Genomic DNA, 24,348 nt, shown 5'->3' with positions numbered 1-24,348 from the left:
TTAAACAAAAATGAAAAAGATAGGAAAAATAACCATAGTTCTTTTTGGTATGATGGCTTTTTATAGCTGTACCAATTTGAATGAAATCATTTTAGATGAGTATAATGCTACTAAAGTGACCGATAAACAGGCGGCTGATGGAATTTTGGCGCCAGCTTATGCTTTATTGCCTAGTATTTACCAGCATACCAATTTGTTTGCCTTAACTGAAATTTCAACAGATGAGGCTATCCTTCCATATCGTGGAGGTACAGACTGGGGTGATAATGGTATCTATTTGTCATTGCACCGTCACCAAACGACGAGTACAGACCCTAACGTAAGAAATACTTGGAACCTTATTTTACAAGGAATTTCTCGTTCGGTTACGGCCATTAATTCCTTAAAGGTGAACAAAGATGCCTCATCTACGCTTTACATTGCTGAAGCTCGTGGTATGCGTGCATTCTACAATTTATTGATGTTGGATTTATTTGGTGTTGCTTTTCAAAAGGAAGATTTGGGAGATGTTTCTACCATTTTGAGAACGGATAAGGCCGTAGAATATATTCGTACCGAATTATTAGCTATTGAGCCAATTGTAGAAACCACTACAGGTCCGGGTCGTATTACTAAAGGAGCTGTTTGGGGTTTATTAGCCAAATTGCACCTAAATGCAGCTGCTTACCGTGATCCTTATGGAGCTACGTTAAACCATTCAGCAGCTGATATGGATAAAGTGATTGAATATACAACCAAGATTATTAGTTCTGGTCAGTATGCCTTATCAGCAGATTATTTTGCAATTTTTGGTAATGATAATCACTCCAATAAGGAATTGGTTTTTGCAGTAGATCAACGTGCTGAATTGAATGGTCATAACCGTATGGCTTATTTCTCTTTAGCTAATGACCAGCGTCCTCTACCTGCTTATCCAGCAGCTAATGGTACAGATGGTCCTGCCATTACTCCAGATTTTTATCGTTCATGGGTAAATGCTTATGGAAATGTTGATCCAGCTGATGCAGATCCTCGTTTTTATAGAAGAAATGTAGACCCTAAAGTTGAGTGTGTGGATGGTAATTCATATAATATTGACCGTGGTATTTTAAGAGGTCAACAATATGGCTTGGTTTTTCAAAGCGGAGCCTTTGTGAAATGTCCAGATGGTAAATTTAAAGTAGGTCCATTGTATAATACGCGTGGTAAAGCACCTTATCCTTTAGTTATTCATACAGAGACAGTGAACTTTACCACTGCAGGTAGTGATTACAGCACAGGCTATCGCGTGGAGAAATATGAATTCTCCAAGAAGTCTTCTTCTGGACGTAACTTTGGTGAGGCAGATATCGTGATTATTCGTTTAGCTGATGCTTACTTAATGCGTGCAGAAGCTAAATTACGTAAGTCAGATGCAGCAGGTGCCTTGGTAGATGTTAATGCTGTTCGTGCAGCACGTACCAAGCCAGCTCCAGCTTTAACAAGTATTGATTTAAATACTTTACTTCGTGAGCGTGGTTTTGAATTCTATTGGGAGAATCAACGTAGAACGGATTTAATTCGTTTTGGTAAATATGAAGATTCTTGGACAGAGAAAAATAATACGGATAAAAACATGCGTTTGTTCCCTATTCCTCAAACTGCGATTGATGGAGCATCTAACTTAACGGGTTATTTAAAACAAAATCCGGGATACTAAATCTGTTTTTTTACCAACGCTGTCAAGGTTTTAAACCTTGACAGCGTTGGTAAAAATCCCCCAAAATCCCCTCTAAACCTATTCAACTACTTGATAAAAAATGAATAGGTTCTCTTTTTTGAGAATACATTCGTTGATTTAATTATTTATAAAGGGACTGAATCAAATCAGCCCCTTTTTTTTGTATTTCTTCTTGAAAAATCAATATTCTGATTAATTTTGTTTTCGTATCATTTTGATTGAGTAAACGGATACTTTAAAGAACTTATTAACCCATAAAATTATGCTTACAAGAAGAGATGCTATCTCACAAATAGCTGTGATGTTAGGGGGTGCAATTACCGCTCCGACATTAATGGCTATGGAAGCGAAACACCTTGGCAAGGCTAACTTGGCTGAATCATTTAGCTTGTCGGAGACTCAAAGGAAAATAGTGGCTGCCGTATCAGAACACATTATTCCTAAAACGTCCACCCCAGGAGCTATTGAAGCTGGAGTTCCTGCATTTATTGAATTAATGTTAACTGATTGCTATAAATTGGCTGAGCAAAGAAGCTTTCTAAAAGGGGTTTCTGATTTAGACAAGGCTGGTTTTTTAAGTCAAAACGCAAGTGGTCAAATAGCCATGCTGAAATTGTTGGAAAGCAACACCAAAGAGCTCATGAGTTCTTATCGTTTGAAACAACAAAAAGTGGGCGATAATGTTGATAAAGAAACCTTGGAAGGAAATAATGGAGTACCATTCTGGAGATTAATCAAAGAGCTAACGCTTTTGGGTTACTTTACTTCTGAAAAAGGAATTACCTCTTCTTTTGAATATGTAACAGTTCCAGGCAAATTTGAACCAACCAAATTGAAGCCGGGCCAAAAAGCATATCAATATTAATCTGATCAAATATCATTACTTATATGAATCTTAACATAGATGCAATAAAAAGTCAGACCTTCGATGCTATTGTCGTAGGCTCTGGTATATCAGGTGGCTGGGCTGCCAAAGAATTAACTGAAAAAGGATTAAAAGTAGCTGTGCTAGAGCGTGGCCGTGAAATTAAGCACGTAGAAGGCTATGAGACCGCATTGAAAGATCCTTGGGATTTCCCTCACCGTGGTCGTCCAACCAATATGGCGGCGGAAGAATATTGGGCAGGTATGCGTACCGGTTATACACCGAATGAAGAGCATCGTTACCTATTTGAAAACGATAAGCAAAATCCCTACATCGAGAAAAAGGGTGGTTTCGACTGGATTCGTGCTTATCATACTGGTGGTAAATCATTACTTTGGGGACGTCAATCTTATCGTTGGAATAAAGAAGATTTTGAAGCAAATGCCAAGGATGGTATTGGGACAGATTGGCCTATTCGCTACGAGGATTTAGCTCCATGGTATTCTTATGTAGAAAAATTTGCTGGTATATCAGGTCAAAGAGAAGGGTTGGACGTATTACCTGATTCCGAATTCTTACCGGCTATGGCTTTAACGGCCCCAGAGGTATATTTCAAAGAGCAATTAAATAAGAAATTAGGTCGTCCGGTTACTATCGGTCGCGTAGCTCACTTAACCCAGCCTGGTGCTCACCACACGGCTTTGGGTAGAGGTGCATGCCAGTATCGTAACAAATGTATGCGTGGATGTCCATATGGTGGTTATTTTAGTTCACTTTCGGCTACTTTACCCGCTGCCATGCGTACTAAGCGCTTGACCATGATTCACAATGCCATCGTTTCTGAAATTATTTATGACGAGGCTACTCAAAAGGCAAAAGGGGTTCGCGTGATTGACCAAAACACGATGGCAGTGACAGAATATTTTGCTAAAATCATTTTTGTTAATGCAGGGGCCATAGGTTCTACCTCCATTTTGATGAACTCTAAGTCGAGCCGCTTCACCAATGGTTTAGGAAATGATAGCGATCAATTAGGCCGCAACATCATGGACCACCATTTAGGTGTAGGGGCATCTGCTCAAATTGAAGGATTTAACGACGATTACATGTTTGGAAGCCGTCCAAATGGTCTATATATCCCTCGTTTCCGTAACTGGGGTAATGATAAGCGTAGCTATATTCGTGGTTTCGGTTACCAAGGTGGAGCTAGCCGTGCAGGCTGGGGACGTGGTACCAACATGGATGGATTTGGAGCTGAGTTTAAAGAGAGTTTAACTCAGCCAGGTTCATGGACTATTGGTTTCGGTGGTTTTGGAGAAATTCTTCCAAATCCTAATAACCGTTTTGTTTTAAGTCAAACACAAAAAGATAAGTGGGGCCTTCCAGTTTTAGAGTTTGAAGCAGAATTTGGTGAAAATGAAATTAGAATGCGTCAGGATATGATGAATGACGCGGCTGAAATGTTAGAAGCAGCTGGTTTTAAAAATATCAATGCCTACAATAATTCTAATACACATATCGGTTTAGGTATTCACGAAATGGGTACTGCTCGTATGGGTCGTGATCCTAAGACCTCGGTATTGAATAAGCATAACCAGATTCACAACGTTAAAAACGTATTTGTTACTGATGGTGCTGCAATGGCTTCGGCTTCTTGCGTGAACCCATCATTGACTTACATGGCATTAACTGCTCGTGCAGCTGATTTTGCCGTGAGTGAATTGAAGAAGCGTAATTTATAATGAATTAATCTTAGTAGAAAGGGGCTCATCGAGCCCCTTTTTTTATTTATTAGTTTTTTGTACTAAGGTATACGTACAACTTTATATATTAAATCTGAGGGCCATTGCTCGTTTTGTATTTGAATGAAATAGCTGCCTTCTGGGTAATCTGCCAAAGAAATCTCTAAGGAATTTTGATGAAAAATCCCCCATTGTTTTAAGTGCATTCCATTCATATTAACTAGGAAAACTTGACCTGAAATATGCTCCCCAAATTCTAAGGTCATTTGATTTTTACTCGGGTTAGGGAAAATGCGAATACCATTTTTAGCTTCATTTTCGGTACCTAAGGTTAATTCTGTTTTGGCTTTTAAATAACTAGTTTGAGATATTCCTGTCTCCGTAAAGTATTGCATTTTGTACACATAACTTATTCCAGCAGTAATTTCTTTATCTTCAAATTGTATCTCGTTTCCTTGATAAATAGTCTTAAAAGGTTCTCCTGGCCCTTGTCTTGATAAGACATATTTACTAGCATCAGCGACTTTAGGCCAGATTAATGGAATACTTAGTTTTTCTTGCTTGACTAAACTCAACGGAATACTATTTAACGAGTCAGGTACACTTATGGTAATCATGGCTGGATCAGATTCTGTGGAATCATTTTGGGCAATCAATTGGTATTCATACGACGTGTTGAGCTTTGCTGGAATCTCACTAAATGAATTCGTTGATGGCGTAAATTGACCCATTACCTGGAAATTAGTTTCACCTGATTTTTTTCTTAGAAGTTGGTAGGATGAGGCCTGAGGTAAATTCTCCCATTGAATGGAAATCAAATCCCATTTTTTCTGCTTTTCTAGTATTTTGGGCGCACTTAGAGCTTTTTGAATCTTAACTTGGTAAAATGAAAAGGCATTTTTCCCTTTAGAATTTTGGATATATGGGCCTAAATAGGGGAAAAAATAGTAATTGCTACTTACGAAAGAAGGTAAATATGAGATCGTATTTTTGGGGGTATTAGAGACTAAATCCAATTCAATTTTATGACCATTGACTGTGGCTTTTTTAATTTGAAAGGCAAAATTATCCACATTGATAAATTCATTGATTTCCAATTTTTTGCCAGAGGGATGAGTGAAGGTACCTGGAAACTGAATGTTTTGCCCTTTTTCAAATTCTAAGGTCAATTTTTCTGGATTCGCGCGTGATTGGTATACCTTTTTTAAATTGGGTGCTCCGTTTTCAACATCAGAATTTCCTAGCTGATAGACTTGCAGGAGTAATAGTTGGGCAATTTCTCTACCATTACTTTGGTATCCTTCTTTGGAATAAATGGAACCTGTAAAGCCCTTAGTTCCCAGCGTACTGAAAGGGATTACCATGGGGAATTTTCGGGTAATTGTCCTTTGAAATTCTCGTAAAATAGCGCCATTTTCACTAGGGTGGTCGCCAATGTCATTTTGACAAAGTACGATTTTCTCTAAGCCCGGGAAATCATCTTTTAAATCCTGAATTAGCTGATTTACAGAAGTGATGGTCGACTGAGCTATCTTATCCGAATCGATTTCACCATGTCGGAAAATATAGGCTTTAACCTGATTCTTTAGTCCAGCTTTTTCGATTCGATAGAGCATTTTGCCATAGTTTGTTCTAAGCGAAGAAGGGTCCATGGCCGATTTCAATAAACCTTCCGTGGTGGAGTGATGGTCGCTAAGATTCAATAGGGCAATAGGAATTTGAAGGGATTCTGTTATTGTTTTTTGAAATGAAAAAGCGAAAGTGCCAACATTATTTTTGTACCCCAATGAATTGCTTACAGACCATAGTGTATCTGAATTGGAATAGTCTCCTATATTATTGTTAAGGGTATTCCCTCCAAAGGTTCTCGCAAACTCATCTTTATCACTTTCATTCAATGCAGCACTCGCATTAATTCCACCGTTCATTAGGAAAATATCTCCGGCGACTAAATGATCTCTCGATAAAATTTTGATAGAATCCTCCGAGCTTGTTATTAAATAAATATCAACCGAATAATTAATTCTTTCTGCTTTTATAGGAAGTTTAAATAACCATTCCGCCTTTTTATTTTCATATTGAAGTGTAGATTTAATGTACTTTTTGATGACATTATTTGCAGTTAAAATAGCTGATATTTGTTTATAATTTTCACTTTTTTCATCCCCACTAATTACTATTTCACCAAGATTTGTTTGTGGGTTCCTTGGATATAGTTGGTAGTTTTGAGGAATAGCGTAAAAAGTACTTTTATGGTCCAGATTTACAAAAGGTTCAATAGAAATATTTTCAAAAGAAAAAGCTCTCATTCCAGCTTTATTCTTAAGGTATGGACCTGGGAAAACATCAAGATTTTCTTTGGGAAAATAACTTGGTAAATAAGATATTTTTTTTTCTTCAGGGGCTTTTGAAAGACTTAAAATGACTCTGTTTTTATAGGCTTGAACAGTTGTTATTTCATTATATCTAAGTTGGGGGTATGCAATGGCGTTCAAATAAAAATTTTCCTGAATTTTTCTGGTATAATTTTGGCCACTTTTGTTTATCAGAGTCGTATCGTTTTGAACAACCATTTCTTGCATATCATCGAACTCTAAAATGATACTTTTTTTGTCTTCAGTACCGAAAAAGGCTCTTTTTATATTTGGACTCTCATAACTTTTATTGATTTTTTTACTGTAAAAATCACGGTCTAATAATCGGTACATTTCCCATGCACTTTGAAAGTAACCTTCAGGGGTATAATGAATGCCATCATGTCCTTTAGTACCTACTGTGGCAAATCCTTGTATAAAAGGATTTTCTTGTAAAATTTTTCTTTGGTCATTTCTCAATAGACTTTGGAGAATAAAATCGCCATTTATTACATTGATTTGAGGCAAATAAATTTTTTCAATAGTAGGATACTCTTGCTTAAGTAATTCAACATGCTTTTTGAAATTTGATAACCAACCTTGCGCATTACCATTGGCATCATTTTCTCCTTGACGATATAGAAAAGCTTTAACTGAATTTAATAAACCTGCCTTCATCACTCGATAGTATAAACGGCCGCTCGACTGAGTTAAATCTGTTTTTTCTGTCCCTCTGGCTAAATTATATTCCATGGATGAACCTCCAGAGCCTCCATTGATGATGCAGACTGGGATTTTTTGTTCCTCTATGATATGTTTTTGGATTTGAGAAGCCCATAAACCTACGTCTGCGGGACTATTGGAAATAGACCATAAGGTGTCTGCAGGATTATAAGTTGAGGTGTTGGTATATTCTGGATATTTCCCAAAACTTCGTGCAAACTCCCCTTTATAAACTTGTGAATTCTCTTTACCATTATATGAATTAGATTGCCCACTAACTAAAAATACGTCTCCTGAAACAATATTTCTTTTATTGACCACTAAGAACGAATCCAAGTTTTTTATGGCATAAACTCTTACTTCATAGTTGGCCAATTCAGCTTTGATAGTAACCTCTGTCTGAAAAAAACCTCTCCCTTGCTTTGGACTAGTTGGGGTTTTTACATAACTAAATTTTTGATTATTTCTGTAAACCCAGATTGATACAGCGTTATAATCTGAAGAATTACAAGAACCCGAAATGGTTATTTTGCTAACATTATCGCTATTGCGTGGGTATAACTGATAATCTTGAGGTAATTTATCAAATAGAATTCCATTAATTGACTGAGCCAGCACGGGATAACTTCCTATAACCAGAAAGGCGCATGCTATAAATCTGAAATGAATTAATGCTTTTAAAATATACACGGAGCTCACAAAAAAGTAAAAATAAATAATTAATACTTAAATTTACCTCCTCATGGCTGAGGTAAATACAAAAAGATTATCAATTTTTGACTCCATTGATGACGGTCATCATGCGGATTATCTAGCATACTTGATACATCAATTTAGCCAAAAGCCTGATGTAGAGCTTTTACTTATTGTTCCAGAAAACTTTATTCAAAGTTTCAAAAATCATCGTGAAAATTGGGGTTTTGATTTAGGGAATAATATCCATTTTCATCCCTTAGATGCCTCTACAATTGAGCGCTTGCATGGACAATCCATCTATAAAAGGTCCATAGCTGAATGGAATTTATATGTGGACATAAGTGAAGCTTGGCAAGCATCTCATGGTTTGTTAATGTATTTTGATTATTTCCAGTTGGGGATTTTGTTTGGCAAAAAAGCTCATTTCCAGTTGGGAGGAATTTATTTTAGACCCAATTTTTACTATCGTAAAGCTTCTTGGAAAAGTGCCTTGATTAAAAAATGGATGTTGCGATTCTCCACTTGGAGATCTTCCATGAAAGTCTTATTTAGTTTAGATCATAAGGCTGTCAAACATATTCGTCCATGGGTTGGGAAAACCCAAGTCCTAAGAATTTCAGATCCAGTAAGAGCTTATGAGCTGAGTTCGGCGGACGTAGAGGATTTTAAAGAGAAGTGGAAATTACCTGCCAACAAAAAGCTATGCTTAATTTTCGGTTACCTAGATCCTAGAAAAGGAATAGAAGCATTTCTGCAGTCGACCCAACATTTAAATCAAGAAGAGTTAAATCAAATTTGTCTCTTGGTGGCAGGGGCAATAAGCCCAGCCTATCAAAAACATTTGGAAGAATTATTCCCCCAATATCCCGAGCTAGAGGTCATTTCCATCTTTCAAGAATTGAAAGGCAAAGAAATTCAGTTGTGTTTTGAAGCAGCCGATTTAGTGTTGATGTTATATCAAAATCACGTGGGAATGAGTTCAGTCTTGGTGCGTGCAAGTATTTCCCAAAAAGTAGTTTTGGGTACTAACTTTGGCCTTCTTGGAAAATTAATTCAAAGCATGCATTTGGGAATTGTAGTAGATGCCCAATCCCCCGTTCAAATAGCTGAGCAGTTGGAGCAATTTTTGAATCTAGGCATAGGTTTTTCCAAAGAGCAAATGGAAAAAATGGCGCATGAAAACTCTGAACAGGCCTTTGCCGAAACCTTATACCAAGGCCTATTTTTATAAGGCCAAGTACTTAATTTCGCCTTGAAGGTTTTTGAGTAGTGATTTGGTTCTTTCAGGTCTAGCATCCGTAATGAATACTTGTCCAAAATGATCCTCCGCCATCATTTGTACCAATCGTTGAATCCTTCGGTCATCCAGCTTATCAAAAATATCATCCAATAATAGGAGCGGTTTTCTAGGGTGGGCTTGTGCCAAAGTATCAAATTGAGCAAGTTTTAAGGCCACCACAAAGCTTTTTTGCTGTCCTTGAGAGCCGAATTTTTTCAAGGGAAATCCATTGATTTCAAAGCTAAAATCATCTCGATGTATACCCAAGGTACTTCTTTGTGCAGCTAGATCTTGGGCTTCCGCTTTTCTTAATGAATTATCTAGCTCTCCTAAAGGGAAGGTGTTTTCTATTTGAATGTTGACCTGTTCTCGGTCATCGGATAATTTGGCATAGTGCGATTGAAAATTGGGGAGGTATTTAGTTAGAAATTCGGCGCGAGCAAGCGCGATACTTTCTCCAAGTTGCACCATCGGATCATGGTAACTGTCGAGCTGTATTCGATCTATGCTTCCTCGCTCAGCAAAGTGTTTTAATAAGGTATTTCTTTGTTGGACGATTCGATTGTATCGAAGTAAATTATCTAAAAAACCACGGTCCATTTGAGCCATCATTCCATCGAAAAATCGTCGACGTTCTTCACTCCCCTCACGGATTAAGTCGGTGTCATACGGATCCATCAGCACAACCGGGAAATTACCTATGTGGTCAGCCAAACGAGGGTAGGCTTTTTGGTCTCGAAGAAAAGTCTTCTTCTGCCCTCGTTGGTAGGCACAGGTTATCTGTGTTTCACTGGCTGGGATCTTTGTATCATCTTGTTTTTTGTAAACAAAATTTCCCTGAATCATGAAATAATCTTCTCCATGTTGTATACAAAGAGGATCTCCTAAGCCCCGTGCACTTTTAGTCATGGATAGAAAATGTATGGCATCCAACAGATTGGTTTTACCGATTCCATTTTCACCTACGATACAATTGATGTTGGAGATAAAATCAAATTGAGCTTCCGCATAGGACTTAAATTGTTTGACCTGTAATGATTTAAGGTACATGCGGGCTTAGAAATAAGGCTTGAATCGTAAAAATAAGGAATAATCATGGATTTTACGGATTGATTTTGGCTAAATCCATTCATTTTTTGGCAGCTTAATGCTTTTGTTTTAATTTCGTAGCTGATTCGGTCAATGGGTATTTCCCCATTCGACTAACCAAATGAATTTTTGAATAAAATCATGGCAAAGAAAGAAACAAAAGCTCCTAAGTATTCGAAAGAGACCTACCGCTATTGGTATGAGTCGATGCAGTTGCAACGTAAGTTTGAAGAGAAGTGCGGTCAATTGTATGGAATGCAAAAAATTAAAGGCTTTTGCCACTTATACATTGGACAGGAAGCATGTTCTTCTGGTTCAAAATCAGCTTTAAGAGAAGGAGATAAATACATCACTGCTTACCGTGATCATGGTATCCCATTAGCTTTAGGAACATCACCTAACGCTATTATGGCGGAGTTATATGGAAAAATCACGGGAGCATCCAAAGGTAAAGGTGGATCGATGCACATCTTTGACAAGAGTGTAGGATTTGTAGGAGGACATGGTATCGTAGGTGCACAGATTCCTTTGGGAGCAGGTTTAGGATTTGCTGAGAAATATAATAAAACAGGAAACTTAGCTATCTGTTATTTTGGTGATGGTGCGGTTCGTCAAGGTGCTTTGCATGAGACATTCAACATTGCGATGACTTGGAAAATTCCTGTAATTTTTGTGGTAGAGAACAATGGTTATGCCATGGGAACTTCGGTTGCTAGAACTTCCAATGTAACTGATTTATACACCATTGGTGAGGCTTATGATATGCCATCTGAGCCAGTAGATGCGATGGACGTGGAAGCAGTACATGAGGCAGTTTCTCGCGCTGCGGCAAGAGCACGTGCAGGAGAAGGGCCTACTTTCTTAGAATTTAGAACCTATCGTTATCGTGGACACTCGATGTCAGATCCTCAAAAATACCGTTCTAAGGAAGAGGTAGAAGCCTACAAAGAACGTGATCCAATCGAGCAAGTTAAAATGACCATTTTGGAAAATAATATTATGACTCAAGCGGAATTGGACGAGATAGACGCTAAGATCAAAATTCAAGTACAAGAATCAGTGGAATTTGCAGAAAACTCTCCATTCCCATCGAAAGATGAAGCTTACAAAGATGTTTATGTTCAGGAGGATTATCCTTTTATTGAAGAATAAGAGTTCAAGATAAATCGAAGGAATGCCCGAAGAAATTCGGGCATTTTTTATTTTGTCCCTGAGGAAAATGAATTATTTACTTTTCGGAAATAAGTTTTTCTACTGCCAATAATTCATCCCTAAATTTAGCAGCCAATGGGAAGTCCATCTCTTTGGCGGCCTTTTCCATCTCTTTTCGAATGCTGTCGCGTTGTTTGACCAAGTCGCCTTTCGACATATAGGCCAACAATGGATCGGCGGCGGCTAGTTTTTCTTCTGGTTGAATCAAATAGTTTTTAGTAGGCTTAGCCATACGATCTGCAATGGAGGTTTGTTCCAAAATCTCATCATGGCTACGCCAAATGGTTTTAGGAGTAATGCCATGTGCTTCATTGTATTCCATTTGAATCGCTCTTCTTCGATTTGTTTCAGATATGGCTTTTTCCATGGATCCTGTGATACGGTCGGCATACATCAATACCTTCCCATTTTCATTTCTGGCCGCTCTTCCTATGGTTTGAATCAGTGATCGGATATCACGCAAGAATCCTTCTTTATCGGCATCCATGATGGCCACGAGCGACACTTCTGGCAAATCTAGACCCTCTCGCAAGAGATTAACCCCTACCAACACATCAAAAACCCCGAGTCGGAGTTCACGTAATATCTCTACACGCTCTAAGGATTTAATTTCCGAGTGAATATACCGTCCTTTTACTCCCACGCGGTCTAAGTATTTGGAAAGTTCTTCCGCCATTCTTTTGGTTAAGGTGGTAATAAGAACTCTTTCTTTCTTCTTGACGCGATCATATATTTCATCCAGTAAATCATCAATTTGATTTTTAGTTGGACGAACCTCAATTTTGGGATCTAGCAAGCCTGTTGGACGAATGATTTGTTCCACAACTACACCTTCAGATCGTCGTAATTCATAGTCGGAGGGAGTAGCAGAAACAAAAATGGTTTGCCCAATGATATCCTCGAATTCTTGAAAAGTAAGTGGTCGATTATCCATGGCAGATGGAAGCCTGAAGCCATATTCCACCAGAGATTCCTTGCGCGAGCGGTCGCCACCCCACATGGCCCTAATTTGAGGCATGGTAGCATGACTTTCGTCTACTACCATGAGGAAGTCTTCTGGGAAGAAGTCAAGTAAACAGAATGGCCTTTGGCCTGCCTTCCTTTGATCAAAGTACCTAGAATAATTCTCAATTCCCGAACAATAACCCAATTCCCGCATCATTTCTAGGTCAAATTCCGTTCTTTGCTTGATACGCTCCGCCTCTAATAATCGGCCTTCTGATTCAAAGTGTTTGATTTGGGCAACTAAATCAGCTTGAATGAAGGAGATGGCTTGGTTTAAAGTTTCTCTCCCTGTGACAAATAAGTTGGCAGGGAATATTGCCACCATTTTTTCGGTAGAAATTTTCTTCCCCGTCCATGGGTCTATCCGATGGATTTCTTCGATTTCATCCCCAAAAAAGATGAATCGGTAACCAAAGTCCGCATAGGCCAAAAAGATGTCAACCGTATCTCCTTTTACGCGAAAAGTACCTCGTAAAAATTCACCTTCCGTACGCGCATACAATATTTCCACTAATCGGAATAAGAATTGATTTCTTGAAATGGTTTCTCCCACCCCAATTCTTAAAATGGAATTTCGGTATTCATCAGGATTTCCCATTCCATAAATGCAGGAAACCGAAGCAATCACAATGATATCCCTCCTGCCCGACATGAGCGAAGAGGTGGTGGCTAATCTCAGTTTTTCTATTTCCTGATTAATAGAAAGATCTTTTTCTATGTAAGTCCCAGTGGTAGGTATAAAAGCTTCAGGCTGGTAATAGTCATAATAGGAAATGAAATATTCAACCGCATTTTCAGGGAAGAAAGATTTAAATTCTCCGTACAACTGGGCGGCTAAAGTTTTATTATGGCTCAAAATAAGCGTTGGCCTATTGATTTGTTGAATGACATTGGCAATGGTAAAGGTTTTACCAGAGCCGGTTACTCCCAAAAGCGTTTGAGCGGCTTCATTTTTTTGAACCCCTTCTACCAGCTGTTGTATAGCAGTAGGTTGGTCACCCGTAGGTTGATAAGAAGATACTAATTGGAAGTCCATGTGTAGGCGGGTAAAATCGCGAATCAAATTAGGAATTTTGAGCTGATTCTCCTTAATTTAATATTAAAATAGTCAAAAATGAAAAAGCAAATATCCTTATTGGGGGGACTTATTTTACTAATTTTTTTAGCCTGTAAACAAGGTTCAGATGTTCCAGAGCCTTTGAATATTCAAAATATTCAAAGCGTAGCGGCCAAAGAGTATAGTTTTACTCAAAACCCGGTTTGGTCAGATGAATTTGAGCAATCAGGATTGCCTGACGAAAAAATCTGGTCTTATGATGTGGGAGGTTCAGGTTGGGGAAATAATGAACTTCAGTTTTATACCAAAGCGGATTTGGACAATGCTTATGTGAAAAATGGGTATTTAACTATTGAAGCTAGAAAAGAGAGCTTCGAAAATAGAAATTTTACATCTGCTAGGTTGGTGACAAAGGGTAAAAAAGATTTTTTATATGGTCGCATTGAAGTAAGAGCCAAATTGCCCTCGGGTCGAGGAACTTGGCCCGCTATTTGGACTTTAGCCAGTCAATCGGAATATGGCAGTACTTATTGGCCAGATAACGGCGAAATAGATATCATGGAGCATGTGGGATATGATCCCGGAGTGGTTCATGCTACCGTGCATACCAAAGCTTTTAATCATGTGATCAACACGCAAAAAGCGGCTACGCAACTGGTGTCAGATTTTGATCAATCATTTCACGAATATCGAATTGATTGGACTCCAGACTACATCAAGGCCTTTATTGATGGTAAGTTATATTTTACCTTTCAAAACACCAGCAAAGGGTGGGAAGAGTGGCCATTTGATAAAAAGCAACATTTACTTTTAAATATAGCTGTTGGGGGAAATTGGGGAGGACAAAAAGGGGTAGATGATGCTATTTTCCCAGCCAAGATGCTGGTTGATTATGTGCGGGTGTATGGGTTAAATAATTAAATTTTTTCTCAACGCTGGCAAGGTTCTAAACCTTGACAGCGTTAAGGCTACAACGTTTTTTTCTTCAAAATAATTGCATCATTTTAATCAAGTAATTGATATTAATCATGTAGCATTTTTTCGACTTAACAAAGCATTCAATGCAAGAGGTGTTTATTGCTGTTATTGCCTTTGACGGAAACGGTAAAGATTTTATGGGAGTAGATGATTTAGGTTTACCAGCTTAAATTGATTGATTATTTTGGAATATTTGCTTACAAACAACAATACTATGAGATATCCTGAGGCTGCAGAAGCATTTGACAGACTTTTATGTATCATGGATGATTTAAGGGAAAAATGCCCATGGGATAAGAAACAAACCATGGATTCTTTACGTCATCTGACCATTGAAGAAACCTATGAATTATCAGATGCTATCTTAGATGGCGATCAAATGGAGGTTAAAAAAGAGATTGGAGATCTTTTTTTGCATCTGATTTTTTACAGTAAAATCGGGTCAGAAAACCATGCTTTTAATGTTAAAGATGTACTTGATAGCATAGCCGAAAAGTTGATTTCACGACATCCGCATATTTATGGAGATGCTAAAGCAGATACAGAGGAAGAAGTTAAGGCCAATTGGGAGGCATTAAAACTCAAAGAGGGGAACGAATCTGTTTTATCAGGAGTGCCTGGGTCATTGCCTGCATTGGTGAAGGCAATGAGAATTCAAGAAAAGGCACGCGGAGCAGGTTTTGATTGGGAAGAAAAAGAGCAGGTTTGGGCCAAGGTAGAAGAAGAATTAGGAGAATTTAAGGAGACATTTGTAGGCAAGAAGCTATCTGATGAAGAAAAAGAGATGGCAGAAGGGGAATTGGGTGATTTGATTTTCAGTTTAGTTAATTTTGCTCGCTTTATTGATATTAATCCAGAAACGGCTGTTGAGCGAACCAATCGTAAATTCATTTATCGATTTCAGTACTTGGAAAAGAAAGCAAAAGAAGCGGGGAAAATTCTCTCTGAAATGACTTTAGCTGAGATGGATGTATATTGGGAGGAGGCTAAAAAAAGCAACGCTGGCAAGGTTTAAAACCTTGACAGCGTTAAGTTACAGGGTAAATTTGACATTAAGGTTATTTTTTAATGAGCAAACTGATAAACTGTTTTACTCGAATATGTTTCACCCGGACGTAATACGGTGCTAGGGAAACTTGGGTGGTTAGGGGAATCTGGGAAATGTTCCGTTTCTAGGCAAAATCCCATTCTTTTGGTATAACTAACCCCGTATTTGCCAGAGTAGGTGCCATTTAAAAAGTTACCGGTATAAAACTGGGTAGCTGGTTCAGAAGTTGATAATTCTACACTTCTTCCTGATACTGGATCAACAACCTTACCAACTTTGGCAAAAACTCCTGGAGCTTTATCAAAAACGACACAGTGGTCATATCCGCCACCCCGTTTGATTTGAATATCATCTGCGTCAACTCGCTCTGAAATCAAGTGTGGTTGAAGAAAATCAAATGCTCCACCTTTTACATCAATGAGCTCACCTGTAGGGATCAAGGTTTCATCGACAGCTACTAATTTATTGGCATTTAGTTGAACTTGATGTCCAGTTATATCCCTTTTGGCATTTCCTGATAAGTTAAAATAGGTATGATTGCTTAAGTTTAGTACGGTTGCCTTGTCAGTCGTGGCTTTATATTCAATGCCCAATTCATTAGAAGGGCTCAGCGTGTAGGTTACTTGAACTTGTAGATTACCAGGATAACCTTCTTCACCATCTTTTGATAGGTAGGATAATACTAATTTGGATCCTTTGTCGTCACCTTCTGCGGCTAAGACTTTCCAGACAACTTTATCAAAGCCTACTTTGCCACCATGCAGGTGGTTTCCCATATTTTGGGTATACAATTCATAGGTTTTGCCATCTAAAGTAAATTTTCCTTTGGCAATACGGTTGCCATATCTTCCGATGATGGCCCCAAAATATGGGGATCCTTTTTCGTATTCTTGAAGAGTTTCATAGCCTAATACAACATCTTCAATTTTGTTGTTTTTATCTGGGCATAAAATTTTGGTAATAATACCACCGTAGTTCATAATCTGAACTTCCATGCCAGATTTGTTTTTCAGGGTATATAAAGTAACAGGTTCTCCGGCTTGGGTTTTGCCAAATGGTTTGGATGTAAGGGACATAGGGCCTTGAATAGGTTTTGCTAATAAAGAAATTGATAAAATTTGAGTACAAAGGAAGGCAATTGGTAGCCAAATGGCGATTTTTTTCATGTTGTCATGGTCTTGAGGCTTCTAATTTAAGGAATTCAGTTGAATTTGAAATTATTTTATTTATCTTTGCACCCCATTTAAAAATTAATTATTAATCTAAATTTCAGCATGTTAGCCCAGCATGTTGATGTAGCAAGGGCAAAAATTATGTCTAATAAACAAAAAGATTTCGACTGGGATCAGATCGATGGTAAAGGTTTCGGCGGTAATTACACTGCTGAGCAAAAGAAACAAATGGAAGCAGCCATTGAGGCTACTTTGAATTCGGTTACAGAGAAGGAAGTGGTGAAAGGTATTGTAGTGAGCAAAACTGACCGTGAAGTTATTGTAAACATTGGATTCAAATCTGACGGTTTGGTATCTGCTTCAGAGTTTCGTGATATGCCTGATTTAAAGGCAGGTGACGAGGTAGAAGTGTATATTGAAAACCAAGAAGATTCAAACGGCCAATTGATTCTTTCTCGTAAGCTTGCGAAAGTAATGGGAGCATGGATCAATATTGAGCGTGCTTTAGAAGAAGATACCATTATCAATGGTTTCGTTAAGCGTCGTACTAAAGGTGGTTTGATCGTAGATATTTTTGGAATCGAGGCATTCTTGCCAGGTTCTCAAATTGATGTTAAGCCAATCCGTGATTTCGACATTTTTGTTGGAAAGAACATGGAGGTTAAAGTAGTTAAGATTAACCATACGAATGATAACGTAGTTGTTTCTCATAAGGTATTGATTGAGAAAGATCTAGAGGAGCAACGTCAGTTGATCTTGAACAACTTAGACAAAGGTCAAGTATTAGAAGGTGTGATCAAAAACATGACTAATTTCGGTGTGTTCATCGACTTAGGTGGTGTAGATGGTTTATTGCACATTACAGATATCTCATGGGGTCGTATCAACCACCCACAAGAGGTGTTGAAATTAGATCAGAAGATCCAAGTTGTAGTATTAGATTTCGACGAAAACAAGAAGCGTATTTCTTTAGGTATGAAGCAATTACAAGCTCATCCTTGGGAAGCTTTAGCGGCTGACGTAGAAGTAGGATCTAAGGTAAAAGGTAAGATTGTTAACGTAGCAGATTACGGTGCATTCTTAGAGGTTTTACCAGGTGTTGAAGGGTTAATCCACGTGTCAGAAATGTCATGGTCTCAGCACTTACGTAATCCACAAGATTTCTTGAAAGTAGGTGATGAAATGGAAGCCGTTGTGTTAACATTAGATCGTGCTGAGCGCAAGATGTCTTTAGGTATTAAGCAATTGACAGAAGATCCTTGGACTAAAACTGACTTGTTGTCTAAATATGCAGTAGGTACAAAGCACAAAGGAACTGTTCGCAACTTAACTAACTTTGGTTTATTCCTTGAGTTAGAAGAAGGTATCGATGGTCTTGTTCACGTATCAGACTTATCTTGGACTAAGAAAATCAAACATCCATCTGAGTTTGTAAAAGTTGGAGATTCATTAGATGTTATCGTAATCGAATTAGATGCTGATAACCGTCGTTTGGCTCTTGGACACAAACAATTAGAAGAGAATCCTTGGGATACATTTGAAAGTGTATTTACAGTAGGTTCTTCTCACAAAGCTACTATCATCTCGAAAAATGATAAAATGGCTGTGTTAGAATTGCCATACGGTATCGAAGGATTAGCACCATTGAAGCAATTGACTAAATCAGATGATTCAGTAGCGGAAGTGGGTGAGGCTTTGGATTTCATTGTAACTGAATTCCAAAAAGATGATCGTAAGATTATTCTTTCTCACACACGTACTTTCACTGCACCAACTGCAGAGGAAACCGCAGCAGCTGCTAAGCCTGAAAAGAAAAAGGCAGCCGCTAAGTCTTCTGAGAAGACAACGGTAACAGCAGAAAAATCAACGATGGGTGATATCGGAGCTTTATCTGCCTTGAAAGAGCAGATGGAAGGTGCTGAGCGTGCTCAAGCGATCAAAAAATTGGAGAAAAAATCCAAGAAAGCTGAATAAGTAAATTAAGGTTTGCTGGAAGGGGTTTGCGAGAGCAAGCCCCTTTTTTTATGTCTTATCGGTTTTGATGGGCAAATATTAATTACTTGATTCATAATTCGCAATTGGTAAAATATCAAGAAATAGATTTGTCATTTGAAGATTTTTTGACAATTTTACTAAGATAAATGTAGATTTGTCAACGTTGTCAACGTTGACAAATCTTTGATAAGTAATAACCTTTTAAAACTAGCAAATACTATGAGTAATCATTCAAGGCGAGATTTTATTAAAAATGCGTCCGTCGCAGCTGCCTCGTTTTACATTGTCCCTCGCCATGTACTTGGAAAAGGATATCAAGCCCCTTCTGATAAATTAAATATCATGGGTATTGGTGGAGGAGGAAAAGGATATAGTGATATCATGAATTCCTATAACAAAGGAGCTGAAAATATTGTAGCGGTTGTGGATGTAGATGACCGCCAAGTAGCTAGAATTAAGAAAGACTTACCTAAAGCAAATTTTTATAAAGACTTTCGTGCTGCTTTAGACAAAGAAGGAAACAATGTAGACGCAGTCATCGTGTCTACTCCTGACCACACCCACGCAACCATCGCCATGGAGGCTATGCGTCGTAAGAAACACGTATATGTTCAAAAGCCTTTGGCTCACGACATTTATGAGGCTCGTGTGATCGCTGAAAAAGCTCGTGAAATGCAAGTGGTTACTCAAATGGGAAATCAAGGCTCTTCAGGAGATGGTGTTAGAACTATGATCGAATGGTTTGACGGTGGTGTTATTGGTAAAGTTCATACGGTACAAGTGTGGACAAACCGTCCTGTTTGGCCACAAGGGATTAAATACCCTTCTGCAGGCTTTGAAGTACCTAAAGAATTAGATTGGGATTTATGGTTGGGACCAGCTAAATATAGAGAGTATAATCCTGCCTTATTGCCATTTAAATGGAGAGGTTGGTGGGACTATGGTACAGGTGCTTTAGGAGATATGGGTTGTCACCTTTTAGATCCTCCGTTTAAAGTATTGGGTATCCGAGACGCTATTGACGTGGAATGTTCTGTTGGATCCGTATTTTTGAATGATTGGGTACCTGAGTGGATTCCTGAAGGATGTCCTCCATCATCCATGGTTACGCTACATTATGCGGCCACGAAACGTAATCCTTCACCTGTTACCTTAACTTGGTATGATGGTGGTTTACGTGCCCCTCATCCAGATGGAATTCCATCCACAGAGACCATTGGTGACCCAGATGGATCAAATGGAGTTATTTTGATAGGTTCAAAAGGTATTATGACTTGTGGAACTTATGGTATGTATCCAAAAGTTTTCAAAAATGGAAAACAAGTTCCTGCAGAAGAACTTCCAAAAGCTAAATTACCACGAGTAGTTGGCGGAGACGGTGGCCATAATACACAATGGGTAGAAGCTTGTAAAGCAGGTTTTGGAAAAATGGAGGTTAGTTCTCCGTTTGACTATGCAGGTCCATTTACGGAATCCGTTTTGATGGGTAACTTAGCTATTCGTTCCTATATGTTACGTGAAGGAGAAGGTCGTACTGCCAAGTACATTGGCCGTCAAAAGTTAAATTGGGATGCAACGAATATGCGTATTACCAATTTTGACCCTGCTAACCAATTTGTCAGAAGAGAATACCGCGCAGGCTGGACTTTGTAATATCTTTTACCAGGTAAATAATGAAAGGACGGGTAAATCCCCGTCCTTTTTCTATTTTTGCCTAATTAATTTCTACGTATGCATTTTGACTCAAATTTGCCTAAAGCAGCTATTTTTCAAGAAGTCCAAGCCTATATTGAAAAGGCAGGATTCCACATCATCGATCAAGATTTCACTAGACCCTGGGGTGGATTTTTTGTTCTGGATGAAAGCCAAGTGGCAAAATTTGTATCTCAGTATTTCCCTCAATTAAGCCTGGATGATATTCAAATCACCCAGAAGCTCAGCCCCAAATTCTTAGTAGTGGCCCCACATCAGCGACTTTCTTGGCAATATCACTTCCGACGCGCTGAAATATGGACAGTTGTCCGTGGACCTATCGGCGTTGCCATTTCTTCCACGGATGTACAAGGCGATTATGGGATATATCAAGAACAGGATGTCATTGAATTACCCAAAGGGCAAAGACATCGCCTTATTGGTTTGGATCAATGGGGCTTAGTAGCAGAAATTTGGCAACATACTGATTTGGAGCATCCATCCGATGAATCTGATATCGTTCGTTTACAGGATGATTTTGGTCGCTAATTCCATTACCATTCATCATTTCTTCAAGCCGATAATCTAAAAATAATACAAAAAACTTTGTAGTACTTAAAAGTTTCCTTAGTTTTACGCTCTCGAATTTAAATTAATTTTAGAGCATGAAATGTAGAATACTTGAAAAGGGGGCAGAATTGTACTTCCGATACGGGGTAAGATCCGTAACGATGGATACAATTGCTTCAGAATTGGGCATTTCTAAAAAAACGATTTATCAACATTTTCCAGATAAAGATGCCATGGTATACCAGGTATTGGAATCATTCATTCAAAATGACTTATCTAAATGGGAAGAGTTGGATAAAACCTCCAAGGATGTGATTCATAAAACCTTGCAATCCTTGGAAATTATGAAGTCTACTTTATCTGAAATGAACCCGCGTTTATTGTATGAGGTAAAGAAATATTTTCCGAAAGCGTATGAATTATTTTCCAAGTATAAGGAAGATTGTATTTTGAATACCCTCCAAGTGGATTTAAGAACGGGAATTGAGCAGGGCTATTTTCGCCCTGAATTGGAAGTGGAATTAATAGCTCGACTACGTATGGGAGAAGTGGATTTATCCTTTGATCCTAATTTTTATTCCCATAGTAAACTTTCATTTTTTGATACACAACAAATTTTACTAGATCATTTCATGCGAGGCATTCTCACAGAAGAAGGTCTATCTCTCTACTTATCTTACCAAAATAACAACTAACATGATTCGCCAAAAACTCAATTTTATCGGGCTATTTTGTTTCTTGTCATGGTCGGGATTGGCACAAAGTTTCAGTCTAAAAGAGGCTGTTGATTATGCTATTAGCCATCATGTTCAAGTAAAAAATAGCCATTTGGATTTGCAGAATGCAAGTGCCAAAATTAATGAAATCAAGGCTATAGGATTGCCTCAAGTCAATGCTGGGGTGAATTACACCAATAACTTGATCATTCAAAGAATGTTTATTCCTGCCAAAACCTTTAATCCTGCTGCAGCAGAAGGAGAAATCATTGCGGCTGAATTTGGTGTAAGGAACTCAGCCATGGCTAATGTCGGACTAAGTCAATTGGTTTTTGACGGAACCTATTTATTAGGGCTAAAAGCTTCTGAGGTTTATAAGGAGTTGTCTACAAAAAATTTACTTCAGACTAAGCAACAAGTTGCCGAAGGCGTAATGAAAGCTTATTACGGTATTTTGGTTAACGAGAAACGCTTACAGATCTTACAAGCCAATGTGGGCCGCTTGGATTCTTTATTGAAAGAAACTAGAGCTTTGAATAAGCAGGGATTTGTTGAAAAAATTGATGTGCAGCGATTAGAAGTTCAGTCCAATAACTTGAAAACAGAATTGGAAAATGTGATTCGTATTCAAGATTTGGGATATTCTTTATTGAAATTCCAAATGGGTTATCCTATGGATGAGCCTATTCGATTATCCTTGACTTTGGAGCAAGTAGACTTAAAATTCAATGCCATTGATGAAAATTTGCCCTTTAATTATGGCAACCGCATTGAGTATTCGATTCTTAAAACCCAAGAAGGATTAGCTGAGCTTGATGTGCGTAGTCAGAAAGCCGGTTATCTTCCTCGATTATTGTTCAACCTCAATTATGGTTTTACCAATGGACGTAAAACTTTTAGTGATTTGGTTAGTCAATCTTGGTTTGATAATTCGACTTTAGGTTTTTCACTTCAGATTCCCATATTTGATGGTTTCTCGAAGAAATATAAAACCATTCAATCGCAAAATAACCTTCAAAAGGTTCGTCAAAGCTATGATTTAGTGAAATCTTCCATTGACTTACAACGCAGCCAATCTTTAATTACCTTGAAAAACTCATTGGAATCATTGAAGGAGCAAAAGGCTAATTTGGATTTAGCCAATGAAATTTCCAGAGTGACTCGCGTGAAATACCAGCAAGGTGTGGGGTCTAACTTGGAAGTATTAAATGCAGAAACTTCCATCAAAGAATCTCAAGCAAATTATTTCACCTCCCTTTATAATGCCTTGATTGCCAAGGTGGAATTAGAAAAGGCCAACGGTACCCTATACTCAGAATAACACGATTTTAACAAACATCTCATGAAAAATCTTACCATATTATTAGCCGCCGTATTGCTTGTTGCAGCTTGCGCCAAGTCAGTAGATAAAAAACAAGAGTTAGCTGATTTGAAGAAGCAAGCTCAAGAAATTAATGCAAAAATTACTGCTATCGAAAAGGAGATTGGCAAGGAAAATCCTAAAGCTGCTGAAAAAGTAGTGGCTGTTGGGGTAAGTCCAATTCAAGCTCAAAATTTCAACCATTTTGTAGAAGCCCAAGGATCCGTATTAGCTGAAAATACGGTTTTAGTTAGCCCGCAAACTGCTGGAGCCATCCTTACTTTGCCGGTTGTGGCAGGTCAAGCGATTAAAAAAGGACAATTGATTGCAACGCTTGATAATAATATTTTAAAGGAGTCAATGGAAGAAGTGAAACACCAATTGTCTTTAGCCAAAATCCTTTTTGATAAACAAAAGTCACTTTGGGATCAACAAATTGGTACAGAAGTACAGTATTTGAGTGCTAAGTCAAACAAAGAATCCTTAGAAAAACGTTTGGTTACCTTACAAGCTCAATTGGCCATGTCGAAAGTCATTGCGCCTATTTCTGGAACGATAGAAATTGTTCGTCAAAAAGCTGGTGAAATGGCTTCTCCAGGTTTACCCATCGTTCAGATTGTGAATTTAGGAAACTTAAAAGTAGCGGCTAAGATTTCGGATACCTATGTTGGTTCTGTTAAAGTTGGCGATCCAATCGTGATTAAATTCCCAGATATCAACAAGGAGCTGAAAGCAAAAATTACCTTGGTTTCCCAATTGGTAAATCCTTTGTCTCGTACATTTGATATCGAGGCTCGTATACCAAATGTAGGCAATGAGTTAAAGCCAAATCAATTAGCTGTTATCAATATCAATGATGTTTCCAAAGCGAATGCCATTGTATTGGATGAGAACCTAATTCAAAAAACTGAAAAAGGGAATTTGATTTATGTAGCAGTAGACGAAGCTGGCAAGAAAGTGGCCCGTGCTCGTCAAGTAACCATTGGCTTATCTTACAATGGTCAAGCCGAGATTACTTCGGGTATTAAAGTGGGAGATCAAGTGATTACCCAAGGATACCAAGACTTAGTTGACGGTCAAGCCATTTCATTCTAAT

General features: G+C 38.2%; 17 protein-coding genes. 13 read left to right on the top strand and 4 right to left on the bottom strand.

The window, feature by feature from the left end; genetic code table 11:
- Positions 1 to 10 precede the first annotated feature (10 nt).
- From ACST15_RS12395 to ACST15_RS12385, 3 genes are all read left to right on the top strand, one after another.
- Positions 11 to 1,678, top strand: coding sequence for a RagB/SusD family nutrient uptake outer membrane protein (locus tag ACST15_RS12395; RefSeq protein ID WP_459454977.1), 1,668 nt, complete (start codon positions 11 to 13; stop codon positions 1,676 to 1,678).
- 283 nt (positions 1,679 to 1,961) lie between these two features.
- The gene (locus tag ACST15_RS12390) at positions 1,962 to 2,564 is read left to right on the top strand and encodes a gluconate 2-dehydrogenase subunit 3 family protein (RefSeq protein ID WP_459454976.1); all 603 of its coding nucleotides are present in this window, start codon (positions 1,962 to 1,964) and stop codon (positions 2,562 to 2,564) included.
- 23 nt (positions 2,565 to 2,587) lie between these two features.
- Entirely contained in the window at positions 2,588 to 4,306 is a 1,719-nt protein-coding gene (locus ACST15_RS12385) for a GMC oxidoreductase (RefSeq protein ID WP_459454975.1), read from the top strand.
- A gap of 62 nt (positions 4,307 to 4,368) precedes the next feature.
- On the opposite strand, the gene ACST15_RS12380 is transcribed toward ACST15_RS12385, so the two are convergent.
- Entirely contained in the window at positions 4,369 to 8,001 is a 3,633-nt protein-coding gene (locus ACST15_RS12380) for a sialate O-acetylesterase (protein WP_459454974.1), read from the bottom strand.
- Positions 8,002 to 8,125: 124 nt separating this feature from the next.
- Between ACST15_RS12380 and ACST15_RS12375 the strand changes: the two genes are divergently transcribed.
- Positions 8,126 to 9,310, top strand: coding sequence for a glycosyltransferase (locus ACST15_RS12375; RefSeq protein WP_459454973.1), 1,185 nt, complete (start codon positions 8,126 to 8,128; stop codon positions 9,308 to 9,310).
- On the opposite strand, the gene recF is transcribed toward ACST15_RS12375, so the two are convergent.
- Complete coding sequence (gene recF / locus ACST15_RS12370; protein WP_459454972.1) at positions 9,305 to 10,408, bottom strand: DNA replication/repair protein RecF; 1,104 nt, start codon at positions 10,406 to 10,408, stop codon at positions 9,305 to 9,307. The genes ACST15_RS12375 and recF overlap by 6 nt on opposite strands.
- A gap of 180 nt (positions 10,409 to 10,588) precedes the next feature.
- On the opposite strand from recF, the gene pdhA reads away from it, so the two are divergent.
- Positions 10,589 to 11,599, top strand: a complete 1,011-nt coding sequence (gene pdhA / locus ACST15_RS12365) for a pyruvate dehydrogenase (acetyl-transferring) E1 component subunit alpha (RefSeq protein ID WP_459454971.1) — start codon at positions 10,589 to 10,591, stop codon at positions 11,597 to 11,599.
- 76 nt (positions 11,600 to 11,675) lie between these two features.
- Here the strand turns inward: pdhA and uvrB are convergent, their stop codons facing one another.
- Positions 11,676 to 13,700 carry an excinuclease ABC subunit UvrB gene (gene uvrB, locus ACST15_RS12360; RefSeq protein WP_459454970.1) on the bottom strand — a complete coding sequence of 675 codons (2,025 nt, stop codon included), beginning with the start codon at positions 13,698 to 13,700 and terminating at the stop codon, positions 11,676 to 11,678.
- Positions 13,701 to 13,778: 78 nt separating this feature from the next.
- On the opposite strand from uvrB, the gene ACST15_RS12355 reads away from it, so the two are divergent.
- On the top strand, positions 13,779 to 14,642 hold the full coding sequence (locus ACST15_RS12355; RefSeq protein WP_459454969.1) for a glycoside hydrolase family 16 protein: 864 nt from the start codon (positions 13,779 to 13,781) through the stop codon (positions 14,640 to 14,642).
- A gap of 271 nt (positions 14,643 to 14,913) precedes the next feature.
- Positions 14,914 to 15,714, top strand: coding sequence for a nucleoside triphosphate pyrophosphohydrolase (gene mazG / locus ACST15_RS12350; protein ID WP_459454968.1), 801 nt, complete (start codon positions 14,914 to 14,916; stop codon positions 15,712 to 15,714).
- A 50-nt stretch (positions 15,715 to 15,764) separates the two neighbouring features.
- On the opposite strand, the gene ACST15_RS12345 is transcribed toward mazG, so the two are convergent.
- Positions 15,765 to 16,913 carry an aldose epimerase family protein gene (locus ACST15_RS12345; RefSeq protein WP_459454967.1) on the bottom strand — a complete coding sequence of 383 codons (1,149 nt, stop codon included), beginning with the start codon at positions 16,911 to 16,913 and terminating at the stop codon, positions 15,765 to 15,767.
- Positions 16,914 to 17,060: 147 nt separating this feature from the next.
- Here ACST15_RS12345 and rpsA point away from each other — a divergent pair, with 147 nt between their 5' ends.
- The 6 genes from rpsA to ACST15_RS12315 all read left to right on the top strand — a co-directional run bounded on the left by rpsA (position 17,061) and on the right by ACST15_RS12315 (position 24,347).
- Complete coding sequence (gene rpsA, locus ACST15_RS12340; RefSeq protein ID WP_459454966.1) at positions 17,061 to 18,893, top strand: 30S ribosomal protein S1; 1,833 nt, start codon at positions 17,061 to 17,063, stop codon at positions 18,891 to 18,893.
- A 240-nt stretch (positions 18,894 to 19,133) separates the two neighbouring features.
- Complete coding sequence (locus ACST15_RS12335) at positions 19,134 to 20,567, top strand: Gfo/Idh/MocA family protein (RefSeq protein ID WP_459454965.1); 1,434 nt, start codon at positions 19,134 to 19,136, stop codon at positions 20,565 to 20,567.
- 78 nt (positions 20,568 to 20,645) lie between these two features.
- The gene (locus ACST15_RS12330) at positions 20,646 to 21,155 is read left to right on the top strand and encodes a cupin domain-containing protein (protein ID WP_459454964.1); all 510 of its coding nucleotides are present in this window, start codon (positions 20,646 to 20,648) and stop codon (positions 21,153 to 21,155) included.
- Positions 21,156 to 21,271: 116 nt separating this feature from the next.
- Positions 21,272 to 21,871 (top strand): TetR/AcrR family transcriptional regulator, encoded by a 600-nt coding sequence (locus tag ACST15_RS12325; protein WP_459454963.1) that lies wholly within the window; start codon positions 21,272 to 21,274, stop codon positions 21,869 to 21,871.
- A 1-nt stretch (position 21,872) separates the two neighbouring features.
- The gene (locus tag ACST15_RS12320; protein ID WP_459454962.1) at positions 21,873 to 23,213 is read left to right on the top strand and encodes a TolC family protein; all 1,341 of its coding nucleotides are present in this window, start codon (positions 21,873 to 21,875) and stop codon (positions 23,211 to 23,213) included.
- A gap of 21 nt (positions 23,214 to 23,234) precedes the next feature.
- Positions 23,235 to 24,347, top strand: coding sequence for an efflux RND transporter periplasmic adaptor subunit (locus ACST15_RS12315; RefSeq protein WP_459454961.1), 1,113 nt, complete (start codon positions 23,235 to 23,237; stop codon positions 24,345 to 24,347).
- Position 24,348: the final 1 nt, after the last annotated feature.

The organism is Aquirufa sp. Wall-65K1 (genome assembly GCF_054558475.1).
Note: the sequence above shows the minus strand (reverse complement) of the source record. Positions and strands in the feature narration are given on the sequence as shown.

Coding starts and splice junctions, on each gene's coding strand:
- ACST15_RS12395 (WP_459454977.1), top strand. CDS start 11: ATGAAAAAGATAGGAAAAATAACCATAGTTCTTTTTGGTATGATGGCT.
- ACST15_RS12390 (WP_459454976.1), top strand. CDS start 1,962: ATGCTTACAAGAAGAGATGCTATCTCACAAATAGCTGTGATGTTAGGG.
- ACST15_RS12385 (WP_459454975.1), top strand. CDS start 2,588: ATGAATCTTAACATAGATGCAATAAAAAGTCAGACCTTCGATGCTATT.
- ACST15_RS12375 (WP_459454973.1), top strand. CDS start 8,126: ATGGCTGAGGTAAATACAAAAAGATTATCAATTTTTGACTCCATTGAT.
- recF (WP_459454972.1), bottom strand. CDS start 10,408: ATGTACCTTAAATCATTACAGGTCAAACAATTTAAGTCCTATGCGGAA.
- pdhA (WP_459454971.1), top strand. CDS start 10,589: ATGGCAAAGAAAGAAACAAAAGCTCCTAAGTATTCGAAAGAGACCTAC.
- uvrB (WP_459454970.1), bottom strand. CDS start 13,700: ATGGACTTCCAATTAGTATCTTCTTATCAACCTACGGGTGACCAACCT.
- ACST15_RS12355 (WP_459454969.1), top strand. CDS start 13,779: ATGAAAAAGCAAATATCCTTATTGGGGGGACTTATTTTACTAATTTTT.
- mazG (WP_459454968.1), top strand. CDS start 14,914: ATGAGATATCCTGAGGCTGCAGAAGCATTTGACAGACTTTTATGTATC.
- ACST15_RS12345 (WP_459454967.1), bottom strand. CDS start 16,913: ATGAAAAAAATCGCCATTTGGCTACCAATTGCCTTCCTTTGTACTCAA.
- rpsA (WP_459454966.1), top strand. CDS start 17,061: ATGTCTAATAAACAAAAAGATTTCGACTGGGATCAGATCGATGGTAAA.
- ACST15_RS12335 (WP_459454965.1), top strand. CDS start 19,134: ATGAGTAATCATTCAAGGCGAGATTTTATTAAAAATGCGTCCGTCGCA.
- ACST15_RS12330 (WP_459454964.1), top strand. CDS start 20,646: ATGCATTTTGACTCAAATTTGCCTAAAGCAGCTATTTTTCAAGAAGTC.
- ACST15_RS12325 (WP_459454963.1), top strand. CDS start 21,272: ATGAAATGTAGAATACTTGAAAAGGGGGCAGAATTGTACTTCCGATAC.
- ACST15_RS12320 (WP_459454962.1), top strand. CDS start 21,873: ATGATTCGCCAAAAACTCAATTTTATCGGGCTATTTTGTTTCTTGTCA.
- ACST15_RS12315 (WP_459454961.1), top strand. CDS start 23,235: ATGAAAAATCTTACCATATTATTAGCCGCCGTATTGCTTGTTGCAGCT.